We start from the raw sequence: 15,926 nt of genomic DNA, 5'->3' as shown, positions 1-15,926 counted from the left end.
GCCGGTAGATTCGAAGCTCCTTGAACGATCAAGTGTGGAACTTGTTCTAGATTAGCGCGAGCGGTTACGCTCCCGCGAAACGCAAGCAGAAGGGGGCCGCGAGTGACCGCTGAGGCCATAGATGCAGGCCCCCGCGCCGGTGCCGCCACCGGCGCCCAGGCCAAGGGCGACCGCCCCCTGCGCATCGCGCTCCTCACGTACAAGGGGAACCCGTTCTGCGGCGGTCAGGGCGTCTACGTCCGGCACCTCTCCCGCGAGCTCGCCCGCCTCGGCCACCACGTCGAGGTCATCGGCTCCCAGCCCTACCCCACCCTCGACGAGGGCGTCCCGCTCACCGAGCTGGCCAGCCTCGACCTCTACCGCCAGCCGGACCCCTTCCGCACCCCGGCCCGCGACGAGTACCGCGACTGGATCGACGCCCTCGAAGTCGCCACCATGTGGACCGGCGGCTTCCCCGAGCCCCTCACCTTCTCCCTGCGCGCCCGCCGCCACCTCGCCGCCCGCGCGGGCCAGTTCGACGTCGTCCACGACAACCAGACCCTCGGCTACGGACTCCTCGGCGGCACCGCCGCGATCGGCGCCCCGCTCGTCACCACGATCCACCACCCCATCACCGTCGACCGGCAGCTCGAACTCGACGCCGCCACCGACTGGAAGCGCCGCGCCTCCGTCCGCCGCTGGTACGCCTTCACCCGCATGCAGAAGCGGGTCGCCCGCCGCCTGCCCTCCGTCCTCACCGTCTCCGGCTCCTCCCGGCAGGAGATCGTCGACCACCTCGGCGTACGCGAGGACCGCATCCGCGTCGTCCACATCGGCGCCGACACCGACCTGTGGTCCCCCGACCCGTCCGTCGCCGAGGTCCCCGGCCGCATCGTCACCACCTCCAGCGCCGACGTCCCCCTCAAGGGCCTGATCCACCTCGTCGAGGCCCTCGCCAAGCTCCGCACCGAGAACCCCGCCGCCCACCTCGTCGTCGTCGGCAAGCGCGCGGAGGACGGACCCGTCGCCCAGGCGATCGAGCGGTACGGCCTCGAAGGCCACGTCGACTTCGTCAAGGGCATCACCGACGCCGAACTCGTCGACCTCGTACGCAGCGCCCAGGTCGCCTGCGTGCCCTCCCTCTACGAAGGCTTCTCCCTGCCCGCCGCCGAGGCGATGGCCACCGGCACCCCGCTCGTCGCCACCACCGGCGGCGCGATCCCCGAGGTCTCAGGCCCCGACGGCGAGACCTGCCTCGCGGTCCCCCCGGGCGACGCCGACGCCCTCGCCGCCGCCCTCGGCCGGGCCCTCGCCGACCCCGCCCTGCGGGCCCGCCTCGGCGCCGCCGGCCGCGACCGGGTTCTGGCCAACTTCACCTGGGCCCGCGCCGCCCAGGGCACCGCCGAGCTGTACCGCGAGGCGATCGCGGGCCGGCACGCCAAGGGCCGCGCCGCGGCCAGGATTCCGGGCCTCTCCACGGCCCCGGGTACGGGTACCCCCCTTGGGAGCAATCGCTGATGCTGACCGTCGACTTCACCCGCTTCCCGCTCGCCCCCGGCGACCGCGTGCTCGACCTGGGCTGCGGCGCCGGCCGGCACGCGTTCGAGTGCTACCGGCGCGGCGCCCAGGTGGTGGCCCTCGACCAGAACGGCGAGGAGATCCGCGAGGTCGCCAAGTGGTTCGCGGCGATGAAGGAGGCCGGTGAGGCCCCCGCCGGAGCCACCGCCACCGCCATGGAGGGCGACGCGCTCAACCTCCCCTTCCCCGACGAGTCCTTCGACGTCGTGATCATCTCCGAGGTCATGGAGCACATCCCGGACGACAAGGGCGTCCTCGCCGAAATGGTGCGCGTGCTCAAGCCCGGCGGCCGCATCGCCGTCACCGTCCCGCGCTACGGCCCCGAGAAGATCTGCTGGACGCTCTCCGACGCGTACCACGAGGTCGAGGGCGGCCACATCCGCATCTACAAGGCCGACGAGCTCCTCGCCAAGATCCGCCAGGCCGGACTCAAGCCGTACGGCACCCACCACGCCCATGCCCTGCACTCCCCGTACTGGTGGCTCAAGTGCGCGTTCGGCGTCGACAACGACAAGGCCCTGCCGGTCCGCGCCTACCACAAGCTGCTGGTCTGGGACATCATGAAGAAGCCCGCCCTCACCCGGGTCGCCGAGCAGCTGCTCAACCCCGTCGTCGGCAAGAGCTTCGTCGCCTACGCCACCAAGCCGCACCTCCCCAAGGCCGACGCGTGACATCTCCGGGCCGTACCGAACACCTCGTCCTGCCCGGCGTCCTCACCGCCGACCAGGCCGCCCGGACCGTCGCCGGAATCCTCGCAGTCCAGCGCGAGGACGGCGCCATCCCGTGGTTCCGGGGCCACCACCTCGACCCCTGGGACCACACCGAGGCCGCCATGGCCCTGGACGCGGCCGGCGAACACGCCGCCGCCGAACGCGCCTACGAGTGGCTGGCCCGGCACCAGAACGACGACGGATCCTGGTACGCCGCCTACCACGACGGCCAGTGGGACCAGGTCACCGACCACAGCCGCGAGACCAACTTCTGCGCCTACCTCGCCGTCGGCGTCTGGCACCACCACCTCGCCACCGGCGACGACGCCTTCCTCGAGCGCATGTGGCCGGCCGTGTACGCGGCGATCGAGTTCGTCCTCGACCTCCAGCAGCCCGGCGGCCAGATCGGCTGGAAGCGCGAGGCCGACGGCACTCCCGTCACCGACGCGCTGCTCACCGGCTCCTCCTCCATCCACCACGCCCTGCGCTGCGCGCTCGCCATCGCCGAGACCTGCGAGGAGCCCCAGCCGGACTGGGAGCTCGCCACCGGCGCCCTGGGCCACGCGATACGCAGCCACCCCGAGCGGTTCCTCGACAAGAGCCGCTACTCGATGGACTGGTACTACCCCATCCTCGGCGGCGCGATCACCGGCCCCGAGGCCAAGGCCCGTATCGAATCCGCCTGGGACGACTTCGTGGTCCCCGGCCTCGGCGTCCGCTGCGTCCTGCCCAACCCCTGGGTCACCGGCGGCGAGAGCTGCGAACTGGCCCTCGCCCTGTGGGCGATGGGCGAGTCCGACCGCGCCCTGGAGATCCTCCAGGCCATCCAGCACCTGCGCGCCGAGGACGGCCTCTACTGGACGGGCTACGTCTTCGAGGGCAACAAGGCGATCTGGCCCGAGGAACTCACCACCTGGACGGCGGGCTCCCTCCTCCTCGCGGTCGCCGCACTCGGCGGCGACGAGGCGACGACGGCGGTCTTCGGCGGCGAACGCCTGCCGAGGGGCCTGGAGCCCGACTGCTGCGCCTGAGCGGCAGCACGGCCCGCGGCTGACCGGCCGCACCGCCCGGGGACGACCGGCCGCGATGATCGGGAGTGAACGGCAGCACGGCCCGGGTCCCCCCACGGACCCGGACCGTGCTCGGCCCCTGCTCGAACGGTCAGTGGCGGCGCAGCAGCCGTCCCGCCACCATGTGCCCGACCACGAGGTACACCACCGCGGCGAGACCGTATCCCGCCACCACACGCGCCCACGCCGTGTCGAAGGTGAACAGGTCGTGCGACCAGCCGGCCAGGAAGCGGGCCACGTTCTGGACGAACTCCACCAGACCGTTCGCCCGGTTGGCGTCCAGCAGGTACATCAGGATCCAGAGGCCGATGATTGCGGCCAGGACATCGGCGACGACGCTGATCACCCGCGCCGCCTGCGTGGTGTTGCTCCGTCGGTGAGTCATGGGGTTCGCCTTACCGCCACACGCCGCCGGAAACCCGTTCGGCTCCGCCTGGCTGGTGAGGCCGCCACCGGGGGCCGAGGCTGACACCGAAGCCCCCTGGGAGGTGCCGCCGTGCCCCGAACTGCCCCGCACCGCCGCGCCGCCGTGGCGCTGCTCCTGTGCTGCACCCTGCTGCTCACCACGGCCGCCTGCGGAGGCGACGACGGAGGCGGCTCGGCCACTCTCACCGGTACGACCGAGACCCAGCGGTTCGCGAAGACCCGCTTCGTCGCCAACGCGGGCCTCGCGGCCGGGGCGACGTACCAGTGGATCGTTAAGCCCTACCGCGCGGGCACCTTCAAGAAGGGCGCGGACGGCCGTACGTCGGCCTTGATCAAGGCGGGCCTCGCGGGCGCCTTCGCCTACAACCGCCTCAAGGCGGCGGCGAACAACGCCAAGGGCGACCCACTCCTGTCCAAGGCGCTCGCCCCGGTCACCGCCGGTATCGACTCCCTCAAGAACCTCGGCACGAAACTCCGCAAGGGCGAGGCGACCGAGGCGGACATCGGCTCGTTCGAGAACGTCATCACCGACGTGAAGGACGCGGGCCGCAGCGCGGGCGCCGAGGTCACGGACAAGGTCCCGAGCCTCTCCCAGCTGAGGGGCTAGGACATGTGAATTCCCTCTTGCAGCTTGCCGCGACGCCGCAGTCCAACGACTCCTGGACCGTGGTCGGCGCCATCGCGGCCGCGCTGATCGCCGCCGCGGCCGGTTTCTTCACCGCGCGCTACAGCGGAAAGCGGCTGAGCAAGGAAATGGAAGACGTCCGAAATGCGGAAGCCGCCAGGCTGAGGGCCGAACTGGCGCACGAGAGGGACAGGCTGCTCAATGAGCGCTTCGGCACCGTCGCCGCACAGCTCGGCCACGAGGAGCGTTCTGTACGGCTGGCCGGCGTGCACGGAATGGCCGCACTGGCGGACGCCTGGGAGGAACAGCGGCAGACCTGTATCGACGTCCTTTGCGCATATTTGCGGCTGCCGTACCAGCGCTACCCTGGACCGGACGCGCCGATCGAGACGAGCATTCGCTGGCGCGCCGACCACGAAGTGCGTCACGCCATCATCGGAGTCATCAAGTCCCATCTGCTCGGCAGTGCCCACAGGCCTTGGCACGGCAATGACTTCGACTTCACCAACGTCGTCTTCGACGGCGGCAGCTTCAAGGACGCCGAGTTCCGCGACGGCACCGTGTTCTTCCGCGGCGCGACGTTCTCCGGCGGGAACGGCGACATGGTCACCTTCGAAGGGGCCAAGTTCAGCGGTGCGACGGTCGATTTCTGGGGTGCGAACTTCGAGGGGGACAAGCCGATCGTCTTCTGGAACGCCGAGTTCTCTGGTGGTGAGGTGATCTTCCAGGAGGCAAAGTTCAGTGGCGCGAAGGTGGAGTTCGGCGGGGCGAAATTCACCGGTGGGACCGTCCGATTCCATGGGGCGGAGTTCACCGGCGGGAAGACCACCTTCAGGCATGTCTCGTTCGCGGGCAACTGCTCGGTGACCTTCGAAGGAGCCAAGTTCAACGGAGCCGACGTGGGATTCTGTCACGCCGAGTTCTCCGCCGGGACGGTGAGTTTCCAGAACGCGGAGTTCAACAGCAAGAACGTGGGATTCGACGAGGCGGAGTTCACCGGAGGTGAGGTCAGCTTCGTAGGGGCGAGGTCGGGCGACGGCGGAGTCGACCTGCGGAAGCCGGCCAAGCACAAGTGGAGTGTTCCGCCGGTCTTCGGCCCGGAAGGCCCTCCGTCGTGGGCGCTCCTGCCCGACGGCGGCCAGGCGTGATCAGACGAGATCCGCGAGCATCCTGAGCGTCGCCGGGTCCGGGGCCGTCACCAGAAGGTCCGTCACCGGGCCCTTGCGCCAGGCCTCCAGGCGTTCCGCGATGCGCTGCCGAGGGCCGACCAGGGAGATCTCGTCGGCGAACGCGTCGGGAACGGCCAGCACGGCCTCCTCGCGGCGCCCCTCCGCGAACAGCTCCTGGATGCGCCAGGCCTCGGGCTCGTACCCCATCCGCGCCATCAGGTCCGCGTGGAAGTTACGGCTCGCGTGGCCCATGCCGCCGATGTAGAAGCCGAGCATCGCCTTGACCGGCAGCAGACCGGCGGCGACATCGTCACAAACCTGCGCGCGCACCAGCGGGGCGACCCGGAAGCCGGGCGGAAGCCGGTCCGGGAGGGCGTAGACGTCGGTGCGGGTCGGTGACCAGTAGAGCGGGAGCCAGCCGTCGGCGATCTCCAGCGTCTGCGCGATGTTCCGGGGCCCCTCCGCGCCCAGCAGTACGGGCAGTTCGGCCCGCAGCGGATGGGTGATCGATTTCAGCGGCTTGCCCAGGCCGGTGCCGTCCTCGCCCCGGTACGGATGGGAGTGGAACCGCCCCTCCAGCAACACCGGCCCCTCCCGCCGCAGCGTCTGCCGGATCACCTCCACGTACTCCCGTGTCGCCGTCAGCGGGCTCTTCGGGAACGGCCGTCCGTACCACCCCTCAACCACCTGCGGTCCCGACAGCCCCAGCCCCAGCGTCATCCGCCCGCCGGACAGATGATCCAGGGTCAGCGCGTGCATGGCGGTCGCGGTGGGGGAGCGTGCGGCCATCTGGGCGATGGCGGTGCCCAGTTCGATACGGGAGGTGTGCGCCGCGATCCAGGTCAGCGGGGTGAACACATCCGACCCCCACGCCTCGGCGGTCCACACCGAGGCGTAGCCGAGCCGCTCCGCCTCCCGGGCGAGGTCGAGATGGCCGGGGTTGGGGCCCCGGCCCCAGTAGCCGAGCGCGAGTCCGAGCCGCATGAGCCCCCACCCTTTCTGACGCCCCGTCAGGTAGAGGGTGACTGTACGACAACGGCCCCCCGCCCGGAAGGGCGAGGGGCCGCTGCCACAGAGATCTCAGCCGCGCTGGATACCCGTCGTGTCCTGGAGGACACCACGACGGCCGTCCTGCGTCTGGGCGACCAGACCGGAGCCGCGCTGCTCCACCGCGAGGTACCAGGTCCCCGGCGCCAGCTCGGCGATCGGAGCCGGCGAACCGTCCTCCCCGTACAGCGGACGCGCCACCGGCACCGCGAACCAGAACGGCGCGAAGTCGGACGCGGGAGCGCCCGGCCCGGCGGGCTGCTGCTGAGCCGGCTGCGCGGCCTGCGGCTGCGGCGCGGGCTCAGGCTGCGGCTGACCCGGCTGACCGGGCTGCGCGCCGAACGGCTGCGGCTGACCCTGGACCGGCTGGGCGCCGTACGGCTGCTGCTGGGCACCCGGGTAGCCGTAGCCGCCGGGAACGCCCGGCTGCTGACCGTACGGAGCCGGAGCCTGCGGACGCGGCGCACCCACCAGCGGGGCCTTCAACGCGGGCACGAGCGGCCCGGCGACCGCGGCGGCGGCCAGCAGCAGCGCGGCGATCAGGCCCATGATCAGACCGGCACCCGCGTTGTTCGACTCGAAGATCCACATGAGGATGTTCCACGCCGAGGCGACGGTGAAGACGACACCGACCTGGCCGAGTTCGAGACCGGCCACCTTGCGGGGCTGGGGGAGACCGTGCGAGACCACGATCAGCGCGGCACCCACGATGCCGAGGAAGAAGGCACCCCACCCGAGGGGCGACAGCTCCCACGAGTTGGTGGACGGGCCACAGAAGCTGCCTTCGCAGCCACTGATGCTGAGGAAGGAGGCGATGAAGAGCAACACCGCTGCTCCGATCACCACGCCATCGCCTCGAGTGAGCGAGCGGATGTTCACGTGTAAAAGTCCTTCGTCGATCGTCTCGTCGGGGGTGGCGCAAGGCACGGGGGCGGCCCCCATCGTACGGATGGTGTGCGCGCCCGGGGGCAGCCCCCGCATCCCCCCGGCAGATAAGAGAATCTATCGTCTGGCCGGTCTACCCCAGCAGGTAGGTGCTGATACCGTCGGCGATTCCCTGCGCCGCTTTCTGGCGCCACGCCGCATTCGTCAGCAATGCGGCGTCCTGCGGATCCCGCATGTTGCCGCACTCCACGAACACCTTCGGGACCTTGGACAGGTTGAGCCCGCCGAGATCCTTCCGTACGTCCAACCCCGTTCCCCCGCCCACATAGTTGGAGGGCCGGCTGCCGGTCGCCAGGACGAACCTCCCGGCGATCCGCTCACCGAGCTCGCGCGACGGCCCGACGATGCCCGTCGTGTCCGCCGCACCCCCCTTGACCTGCGCCGGAAGGATCACATGGAAGCCCCGGTTGCCGACCGCCGAGCCGTCCGCGTGGACGGAGACGACGGCATGGGCCTTGACGGCGTTCCCGATCCGGGCGCGCTCGTCGATGCAGGGGCCCCAGGGGCGGTCGTTGTCCTGGGTGAGGAGAACGGTCGCCCCCTGGTCACGTAGCACCTTCACGATGCGGTGTGACACGTCGAGTGTGAATTCCGCCTCGGTGTAGGCCGGACGGGTGGAGGTCCGGTTGGTGGACGTGCCAGTTGTATCGCATTCCTTGTGGTTTGTGCCGATGTTCACGGATTTGTTGATTTCTCGTGAATGATCGAAGTTCCCGGGGTTGTGACCGGGGTCGATCACGACGACCTTCCCGGAGAGAGGGCCGATCCCGGGAGGGGGAAGCGTCGGCGTGGACGGGCTGGGTACCGGTGACGGGGTCGGTGCCGACGGCCTGGGCCCGGCGGCCGGACCCGACGTCGCGGGCGCGGTCGCCGGTGTGGTCGCGGGTACGGTCGCGCTGCGGCTCGGCGCAGGCGCCACCGCTCCGGGCGGAGCCCCCGGCCCCGAATCCCCCGCCGCCTGCCACATCAGCCAGCCCGCCATCGTGAGCGGAGCCAGCGCGATGACCGCCACCATCAGGTTCGACCGGGCCAGGCGTCGGCGGGCGGGGGGCTGTTCCTCGTCGTACGGCACGCCGAGACCCTAGTACTACCGCTCCGGCGGCGTCAGATCCCCGGACCGGTGCGACGGAGCACACGGAGCGAATCAGTCACGGACACCTCACCGAACGCGCCGGACTCAAGCGCCCGTACATAGATCCGGTACGGAGCCTGCCCACCGTCCGCCGGGTCCGGGAACACGTCATGGATCACGAGCAGGCCCCCCTCGGCGACCTTCGGCGCCCAGCCCTCGTAGTCGTTGGTCGCGTGCTCGTCGGTGTGCCCGCCGTCGATGAAGACCAGCCCGACCTCACCGCCCCACACCTTCGCGACCTGCGGCGACCGCCCCACGACCGCGACGACGTGGTCCTCCAGGCCTGCCTTGTGCAGCGTCCGGCGGAAGGTCGGAAGGGTGTCCATCCGGCCCACCTCCGGGTCCACGACGGTCTCGTCGTGGTACTCCCACCCCGGCTGCTGCTCCTCGCTGCCCCGGTGGTGGTCGACGGTGACCGCGACCGTACCGGCCTCGCGGGCGGCGTCGGCCAGCAGGATCGTGGAGCGCCCGCAGTACGTCCCCACCTCCAGCAGCGGCAGCCCGAGCCGCCCCGCCTCGACGGCCGCCGCGTACAGCGCCAGCCCCTCACCGACGGGCATGAACCCCTTGGCCGCCTCGAAGGCGGCGAGCGTCTCCCGCTTGGGCTCGGGCGCCGGTGCCGAAGCGGGCACTTGCGCGGGGATGGACGCGGGCTGCTCGGCCATGGGGGTCTCCTAGGGGGCGGCGCTACTGGGCGGTACGGTCCGGGGCGCCCATTATTGCTGCGCGCGCGTGTACCTTCGCGCGCGACGCCGCGGCTTCGCGTCGCACTCGAACCACACCGTCTTCCCGGCGCCCTGTCCGTCCGCCCGGGGCAGGCACCCCCACCGGTCGGTCACGGCCTCGACCAGGAGGAGCCCGCGCCCATCCTCCGAGAGCAGATCGCGCGGAGGACGGGGCTGTACGGCGCCCGCGCACGCGTCGGAGACCTCCACCCGCAGCCCCGCCGGCCGCCGCATGATCAGCAGCGTGCAGCGGCTGCCGGGCACATGCCGTACGACGTTCGCAACGAGCTCGGTGAGCGCGAGCTCGGCGTCGTCGACGAGCTCGGGCATGCCCCAGCGGCCGAGGAAGATGCGGAGGATCCGGCGCATGTGCCGCGCGGAGTGGTCACCGACGGTGAAGCCCATGCGATAGATGGCCTCAATTTCTGCCGGTGGGAGGCCAGTTGCGTGATTCATGTCACTAGAGTGCGACGAACTGGTTACGCTCGGCTACGGCTTGAACCGAACGCCGCAAGGTGTGAGCTTGGGGGTGCCGTCGACCATGGTCAACATCCGCGACCTGGATCCCAGCGCGTCGCCGCTGGACTACTACGGATCAGAACTCCGCCGGCTGAGAGAGGACGCCGGGCTGAATCAGGCGCAGTTGGGGGCGTGTGTGTTCTGCACGGCGTCCTTGATCGGGCAGATCGAGAACGCACGGAAGGTGCCGACGCGGAAGTTCTCGTTGAGGCTGGATGTGGCGCTGGAGACGGGGGGTGTCTTCGAGCGCTTGATTGGACTGGTGCTGCGGAGCCAGCTGCCTGCATGGTTCCAGCCGTTCGCCGACCTAGAGAAGAAGGCCGCGTACATCTCCACGTACCAAGCGCAGTTGGTGTACGGCCTGCTCCAAACCGAGGACTACGCACGAGCCGTACTGGGCGTACGGACGGACGGGGACCTCGACGGGAAGGTGGCGGCTCGGATGGAGCGCCAGCGCATCCTCGAGAAGAAGAATCCGCCTTTGATCTGGGTGGTGTTGAGCGAGGCGGTGCTCCACCAGGAGATCGGCGGCAAGGAGGTCATGCGAAACCAACTGGAGCGTCTGTTGGAGACGAAGGACCAGGAGTGGGTGAAGGTGCAGATCCTGCCCTTCTCGGCGGGCGCGCACGCGGGGCTCATGGGCTCGTTCACGCTTCTCCGCTTCGAGGACGACCCGGACATCGTCTACAGCGAGGACTTCGTGCAGGGCCATATGACAGCCAATTCGGACGCTTTCAGGGAGGGTTCGCTCCGATACGATCACTTGCAGGCGGCCGCGCTCTCAGTCGAGGAGTCAGCGGCGCTCATCGCCCGAGTGATGGAGGAGCGTTATGGGAACGAACCAGGACCTGGCGGGCGCACGGTGGCGTAAGTCTTCATACAGCGGTGACACCGGTGGTGAGTGCGTCGAGTGTGCTCCCCTCGGGGCAGCTGCCTGGCGCACCTCCTCGTACAGCGCGGACACCGGTGGTGAGTGCGTCGAGGTCGCCTCCCAGCCCTGCCGCGTCGGGCTCCGTGACTCCAAGAACCCCGAGGGGCCGACCTTCGTCGTCGACGCGGCCGCCTGGGCCACGTTCGTCGCGGGGCTCAAGGACTGAGGCGGGCCGCGCCCCTCCGGGGTGCGGTCGTCCAGCGTAAGCGGGACCTCTGTCACACGGCCGACCCCGGTGCAGACGGCGCAGCCGCTGTGAGCCGCTCGCCTGTCCCCGCTGGCTACAGCTGCTGTGGCTGTTGCTCGCTCTGCGGTGGGTGGGATGGCTCTTGAAGGAGCTGCGGCGGCTGTGCCGGCTTGCCGGTCGTGAAGTGCCCAAGCCCGCCGACGGTCCGCCCCTCCTGCCACTTATACGACTGCGGTCGAGCGGTACCTCACCGGCGCGGGCTTCGCGAAGTCCTCTGCCTGGATCTACCGGGTCTCGTTGACGACGTGGGGATGGATGCTCGCCGGCGAGAGCGCGCCGACCGGCCCGGCCCGCCGGGGCGCGAAGCCGCCCCTCTTCCCGGTCGTCGCGGTCGACGACCCGGTACTGCCGGAGGTGCTGGCCGAGCCGGCGGCGGCCCGGGGGGACGAGATGGACCTCGCGCGTTCCCGGCACGCCTTCGTCCGCTCCCCGGAACGGTACGTACGGCCTGGCGTCGACGCGGTCGCCGCCCACGCCGCGGCCCCGGATCCGGCTGCCCGACGAAAGCGCTGACAGGCCGTCACGCGTCACCCTTGGCCCGTTGCCTGTTTCGGTCGTATTCCGGTTGCCCTCCTACCACCGCGTGGCGATCGAGTGACACGGGCTTCGCGGCCGTGATCAAGCCGTCCCCGGCCGCGTTCCTGTGTGTGCAGGCATCCCGCGTGAGCCGAGCTCCCCGCCGTTCTCGGCCGGAGCCGCATCACGGCAGACCTACACACCACAGGAGAAACCCACCATGGCCATCCACACGCTGAGGCGGCGCTTCGCCGCCGTCGGCACCGTCCTGGGGCTGGGCGTCGCCCTGCCGTTCGCCGTAGGGGCCACCCCCGCCTACGCGCAGGCCCAGCTGAACATCACGAAGACCCACGAGGGGGACTTCCCCCGGGGCGGGCAGGGGATCTTCACCATCACGGTGAGCAACCCCGGCGACGAGCCGACCAGCCCTGCCGGGACGCGGATGACGGACACGTTCCCCGCAGGGCTTACAGCCACATCGATCGCGATCACCCAGAACACCACCGGCAGCGGGGTTGGGTGCTTCCTCAACGATCCACGCACCAGGCTTGAGTGCGAAACCACGGGCCCCATCGACCCTGGAGGCAGCTACACGGTCGAAGTGACCATGAGCGTGGCCCAGGACGCTCCCTGCACGGTCACCAACACCGCCACCGTGATCGATATCCAAGGCGGCCTCAGCGACTCAGCAAGTGACACCGTCAACATCCCCGGCCCCAACTGCAACGGCGGGAATGGTGGGAACGGTGGGAACGGCGGAACGTCCATCCTTTCCATCAACTTCAGCGGCCTGATCCCGATCAACCACAACACCAACAAGAACATCAACAAGAACAAGAACATCAACAGCCCCGGCGCCAGCAACACCAACACCAACACCAACACCAACACCAACAACCAGGATCTCCAGGTCAACGCGCCCTGAGAGACCGCTGGCTCCTGCCCCCCAACCGCCGGGCGGGGGCAGGAGCCGGCAGCGGCCGCCATGGCGCCGGAGGCGCTGACCGTCTGGGGCGCGCAGCACCAGCCGGAGCGCTCCTGGACCATCCACCCACTGGTCGCCGGCTGCACACCCCAGCGGGACGCCCGCCATGACGAATCCTGAGGCCCTCGCCCGCTTCTGTGCGTGAAGTGCCTGGCCCGGCTCGATTTCGTGGTGGCGCTGATCTCCACCGCCGTCTCCCGCTGGGGCCGCCGTTGCTGCGGGTGAGGCCTGCTGCGGGTTTCTTTGGCGGTCGGGGTGGGCCGGGGGGCGGGGTCCCCCGCCGAGCCATGCTCGTGCCTGGGGCCCGTGGGCGTCTGCGGGTCAGAGCTGCGCATGAGTGGAATCGGGCTTCTGGGCTGCGCTTAGAGTTCCTAACACAATGAGGTGGATCGCCCCTGGCAGGCGTGCCCGGAATGGTCCGCGGGGCCTGCGATGACACGGTCGGCGGTGATCAGTAACGTGTTCACGGGGGTGGGGGTCTCCTGTCGTGCCTGCTGCTTCCCTGCTGCTTTCCGGCGAAGCGTTCCGCGAGCCCTCCTACGGGAACTGCTTCTCCTCGCGGCCGATGTCGTCGATCGGGCCGAGGATCGTCCAGCCGGGCCCGAGGGGGCGGGTGGAGCGGAAGCCGTGGGCGGCCGCGTACTCCTCGGCCTCCTCCGCTGTGTCCTCGGGGGCGCGCATGATCGTGTAGCGCGGGGGGTCCTCGTGGTAGAAGCGGTAGAACGTGCGGCCCTCGTCCTTGGACTGGTAGAGGATCACGCTGACGCCCCAGAGGGCGTCGTACACCTTCTGGTCGCGCGGGGGCGTCGTCGTGCACGTGTCGGAGGGACGTCCTGGCTCGCGGACGCAGGTCCGGTACCGGCTCCAGTCGATGCGTTCGGCGCGGGGGTGTTCCGCGATCAGCTTCCGCATCCGGGCGTCGGCCCGGGCGAAGGCGTCCTCGCGGCGGTCGTACTCCTGCTGCAGCCGGTTGAAGCGCTGCTCGTCGAAGCCGCTGCCGAAGTGGGCCTCCAGGCCCGCGAGGACGGCGACCCGCCAGGCCAGGTACCCGGCCGTCACGACGAGCAGCGTGACGACCAGGACCCGGCCCGGCGAGCGCCTGTGGGGCATCAGGCCGGCGAGGTCAGAACGTGCCGCTGATGGGGATCTCGATGTCCGCCTGCGCGATCGGCGGGGGGTACTTCCCATCGAACCGGTCATAGTGCTGGAGCGTAAACCAGTCGATGAAGCCGTACTGCGTGATCTCGTCGTCCGGGTCGAGACCGAAGTGGTCGTAGGAGTGGAAGACGAGCTTGCCGGAGAAGGAGTTGCCCTCGACCTTGTAGTCCTTCAGCGCGATCGTGTGGCCGTGGAACTGGTGGATCGCGATGGAGAGGGCGCGCTGGTTGCCGTCCCAGAGCGAGAAGTCGTACACCGGGTACTTCACGTCCTGGCGGAGGAACTCCTGGAAGAGGAAGTTCTTGGTGAGGTCCTCCTGGACCTTGAGCTGATCGGTGCGGCCCTTGTTGTCGATGAGGGATTGCTTGATGATCTGGCCGGCCTTGTCGGTGTACGTCTCCTCCTGCGGTGAGGCTTCGACGGCGCGGGAGAGGGCCGTGCCGGAGCCGCGGTAGAGGTAGCGGCCGGGGTCGAAGTTGTCGTCGACGGTGACCGTGCCCGCGCCCTGGCCGTCGCGGCCGTAGCGGAAGGCGTTGCGGAGGTCGTCGACGGACTGGGCGTTGTCGGCGTCGGCGCCGAGCTTGCCGAAGTTCATGATGTCGTTGAACTCGGCCCACATCCAGGACTCGGGCGTGATGCGGGCGACCCAGAAGTCCCAGCCGAGGTCGGTGAGTTCGTCGAAGTTGTAGTCGTTGAAGGTGAGGTCGTCGGCGACGCGCGGGTCGGCCGGGACGGGCGGGTTCTGGGGGTCGGGGGCCTTGCGGTGGCCCTCGCGGAAGGACGACTGGTGGATCAGCATGTCGGTCGGGGGCGGGTCGCCCGGGTCACCCGGGTCTCCGCCGTCGCCGGGGCCGTCGGAGAGGATGCGCTTGCCAGGGGCCTCGGGGCCTGCCTTGTCGAAGGCGAGGCTGTCCAGGACGACGTACTTGGCGGAGCCGTCGGCGGTGGCCGTGATCGTGCTGCCGCTGCGCTGCTGGCCCGACTCCTTGACGAGGTGGCGGGCCTTCTCGTCGTAGCGGTAGAGGGCCGGTGCGGTGCCCTCCGTACGGTCGGGGTCGAGGCGGAAGGTAAGCCTTGCGGCGCCGTCCGCGGGGGCGGAGACCTGGAAGCCGTTGCCGAGGTAGCCCGGAGTGGACTCCGGGAACTCCCGCTGCTCGGCCGGGAGCCCGGTGACCTGGAAGCCGCCGACCTGCTCGGCGCGCAGGCCCTCGAGCGTGGCCTCGGCGGCGGTGGCGCCGCCGTCCGCGCGGCGGGTCACGTCGAAGGCGGAGTTCTTGGCGCGGGGGGAGGCGTTGAGCCTCGTCTCCTCGCCGTCCTGGACGCCGTCGCCGTCGGTGTCGGCCTTGGTGGGCTCCGTGCCGAGCTCGAGCTCGCGGGCGTCCGCGAGGCCGTCCTGGTCGGTGTCGGCGCGGGTGGGCGTGGTGCGGAGCTCGAGCTCGCGGGCGGCCGTGAGGCCGTCCTTGTCGGGGTCCTCGGCGCCGTCCTCGGTGCCGTCACCGTCGGTGTCGGCCTTGAGCGGGGAGCTGAATCGGTAGCCGAGCTCGGCGAAGTCGGAGAGGCCGTCGCCGTCGGTGTCCTCGGACTTGGGGTCGAGCTTGGCGCGCACCTCCAGGTCGTCGGGGAGGCGGTCGCCGTCGGTGTCCTCCGTCGGCGAGATGCCGTGCTTGGCGAAGGACGCCCAGGTCGGGGTATCGGCCTGGGCGCCGGGCTCGGCGCGGTACCAGACGGTCTCGATCCTGCCCGGCTGGAGGGTGTTCGTGGGGCCGACGCCCTGGAGCGTCGTGCGCGCGTCCTGGGGAGCGGCGAGCTTCGCGGCGGAGGTGTCCGTGATGCGGTCAGAGAGCTCGAAGGTCAGCGACCATTTGGAGACGGGGTGATCTGAGACGTTCTCGAGCTGGAGCCGGGCGACGTACGAGCCCTCCGTCGCTCTGCCGCGGAGGGCGGCCGGGACCTGGCTCCACGCCGCGTCGCCGGGGGCGACCTGGCGGTAGGAGACGTCGACCGTGTTGTCGCGGTAGAGCGTCGCCCCGTCGGTGGCCGCGCCGTCACCGGGGGTTCCCGCGGCGGCGGGCACGGCCGTGCCGAGGAGAAGGAGTAAGGCCGCGCCGAGGGGCACGGCGGCGCTTCTGTTCATGGGGCCTCCCATGTCTGAAGACATGCCTGT

17 protein-coding genes are annotated in these 15,926 nt (G+C 70.3%); 9 read left to right on the top strand and 8 right to left on the bottom strand.

Annotated elements, in window-relative coordinates:
* The first annotated feature begins 102 nt into the window (after positions 1–102).
* Genes ACZ7LT_RS02835 through ACZ7LT_RS02825 form a run of 3 tightly spaced genes read left to right on the top strand, consistent with a single transcriptional unit; the run spans position 103 to position 3,298 of the window.
* Positions 103–1,497 (top strand): glycosyltransferase family 4 protein, encoded by a 1,395-nt coding sequence (locus ACZ7LT_RS02835; RefSeq protein WP_471233252.1) that lies wholly within the window; start codon positions 103–105, stop codon positions 1,495–1,497.
* Positions 1,497–2,228: a class I SAM-dependent methyltransferase gene (locus ACZ7LT_RS02830; RefSeq protein ID WP_471233247.1), complete on the top strand. Its 732-nt coding sequence runs from the start codon at positions 1,497–1,499 to the stop codon at positions 2,226–2,228. Before ACZ7LT_RS02835 ends, ACZ7LT_RS02830 begins: the two co-directional genes overlap by 1 nt.
* Entirely contained in the window at positions 2,225–3,298 is a 1,074-nt protein-coding gene (locus ACZ7LT_RS02825; RefSeq protein WP_471233243.1) for a prenyltransferase/squalene oxidase repeat-containing protein, read from the top strand. The genes ACZ7LT_RS02830 and ACZ7LT_RS02825 overlap by 4 nt, the downstream gene beginning before the upstream one ends.
* Positions 3,299–3,428: 130 nt before the next feature.
* Here the strand turns inward: ACZ7LT_RS02825 and ACZ7LT_RS02820 are convergent, their stop codons facing one another.
* Positions 3,429–3,722, bottom strand: a complete 294-nt coding sequence (locus ACZ7LT_RS02820; RefSeq protein ID WP_471233240.1) for a hypothetical protein — start codon at positions 3,720–3,722, stop codon at positions 3,429–3,431.
* A gap of 111 nt (positions 3,723–3,833) precedes the next feature.
* On the opposite strand from ACZ7LT_RS02820, the gene ACZ7LT_RS02815 reads away from it, so the two are divergent.
* Together ACZ7LT_RS02815 and ACZ7LT_RS02810 are read left to right on the top strand one after the other, a co-directional pair.
* Positions 3,834–4,370, top strand: coding sequence for a hypothetical protein (locus ACZ7LT_RS02815; RefSeq protein WP_471233236.1), 537 nt, complete (start codon positions 3,834–3,836; stop codon positions 4,368–4,370).
* A gap of 59 nt (positions 4,371–4,429) precedes the next feature.
* Positions 4,430–5,536: a pentapeptide repeat-containing protein gene (locus ACZ7LT_RS02810; protein WP_471233234.1), complete on the top strand. Its 1,107-nt coding sequence runs from the start codon at positions 4,430–4,432 to the stop codon at positions 5,534–5,536.
* On the opposite strand, the gene ACZ7LT_RS02805 is transcribed toward ACZ7LT_RS02810, so the two are convergent.
* The 5 genes from ACZ7LT_RS02805 to ACZ7LT_RS02785 all read right to left on the bottom strand — a co-directional run bounded on the left by ACZ7LT_RS02805 (position 5,537) and on the right by ACZ7LT_RS02785 (position 9,862).
* Entirely contained in the window at positions 5,537–6,541 is a 1,005-nt protein-coding gene (locus ACZ7LT_RS02805; RefSeq protein ID WP_471233232.1) for an LLM class F420-dependent oxidoreductase, read from the bottom strand. It abuts the gene before it with no gap.
* 96 nt (positions 6,542–6,637) lie between these two features.
* On the bottom strand, positions 6,638–7,483 hold the full coding sequence (locus tag ACZ7LT_RS02800) for a hypothetical protein (protein WP_471233227.1): 846 nt from the start codon (positions 7,481–7,483) through the stop codon (positions 6,638–6,640).
* A gap of 139 nt (positions 7,484–7,622) precedes the next feature.
* The gene (locus tag ACZ7LT_RS02795; protein WP_471234772.1) at positions 7,623–8,564 is read right to left on the bottom strand and encodes an N-acetylmuramoyl-L-alanine amidase; all 942 of its coding nucleotides are present in this window, start codon (positions 8,562–8,564) and stop codon (positions 7,623–7,625) included.
* 89 nt (positions 8,565–8,653) lie between these two features.
* Positions 8,654–9,346 carry a class I SAM-dependent methyltransferase gene (locus tag ACZ7LT_RS02790; protein WP_471233222.1) on the bottom strand — a complete coding sequence of 231 codons (693 nt, stop codon included), beginning with the start codon at positions 9,344–9,346 and terminating at the stop codon, positions 8,654–8,656.
* Between the two features lie 51 nt (positions 9,347–9,397).
* On the bottom strand, positions 9,398–9,862 hold the full coding sequence (locus tag ACZ7LT_RS02785; protein ID WP_471233218.1) for an ATP-binding protein: 465 nt from the start codon (positions 9,860–9,862) through the stop codon (positions 9,398–9,400).
* A gap of 85 nt (positions 9,863–9,947) precedes the next feature.
* On the opposite strand from ACZ7LT_RS02785, the gene ACZ7LT_RS02780 reads away from it, so the two are divergent.
* The 4 genes from ACZ7LT_RS02780 (at position 9,948) to ACZ7LT_RS02765 (ending at position 12,544) form a co-directional block, all read left to right on the top strand.
* On the top strand, positions 9,948–10,796 hold the full coding sequence (locus ACZ7LT_RS02780) for a helix-turn-helix domain-containing protein (protein ID WP_471233214.1): 849 nt from the start codon (positions 9,948–9,950) through the stop codon (positions 10,794–10,796).
* Complete coding sequence (locus tag ACZ7LT_RS02775; RefSeq protein WP_471233210.1) at positions 10,756–11,022, top strand: DUF397 domain-containing protein; 267 nt, start codon at positions 10,756–10,758, stop codon at positions 11,020–11,022. Before ACZ7LT_RS02780 ends, ACZ7LT_RS02775 begins: the two co-directional genes overlap by 41 nt.
* Positions 11,023–11,340: 318 nt before the next feature.
* On the top strand, positions 11,341–11,616 hold the full coding sequence (locus ACZ7LT_RS02770) for a hypothetical protein (RefSeq protein WP_471233207.1): 276 nt from the start codon (positions 11,341–11,343) through the stop codon (positions 11,614–11,616).
* A gap of 223 nt (positions 11,617–11,839) precedes the next feature.
* Positions 11,840–12,544, top strand: a complete 705-nt coding sequence (locus ACZ7LT_RS02765; RefSeq protein WP_471233204.1) for a hypothetical protein — start codon at positions 11,840–11,842, stop codon at positions 12,542–12,544.
* A gap of 597 nt (positions 12,545–13,141) precedes the next feature.
* Here ACZ7LT_RS02765 and ACZ7LT_RS02760 read toward each other — a convergent pair.
* Together ACZ7LT_RS02760 and ACZ7LT_RS02755 are read right to left on the bottom strand one after the other, a co-directional pair.
* Positions 13,142–13,714 carry a hypothetical protein gene (locus tag ACZ7LT_RS02760; protein WP_471233200.1) on the bottom strand — a complete coding sequence of 191 codons (573 nt, stop codon included), beginning with the start codon at positions 13,712–13,714 and terminating at the stop codon, positions 13,142–13,144.
* 13 nt (positions 13,715–13,727) lie between these two features.
* The gene (locus ACZ7LT_RS02755) at positions 13,728–15,896 is read right to left on the bottom strand and encodes a DUF3289 family protein (protein ID WP_471233195.1); all 2,169 of its coding nucleotides are present in this window, start codon (positions 15,894–15,896) and stop codon (positions 13,728–13,730) included.
* Positions 15,897–15,926: the final 30 nt, after the last annotated feature.

It is taken from the genome of Streptomyces sp. NPDC039465 (assembly GCF_055639315.1).
Note: the sequence above shows the minus strand (reverse complement) of the source record. Positions and strands in the feature narration are given on the sequence as shown.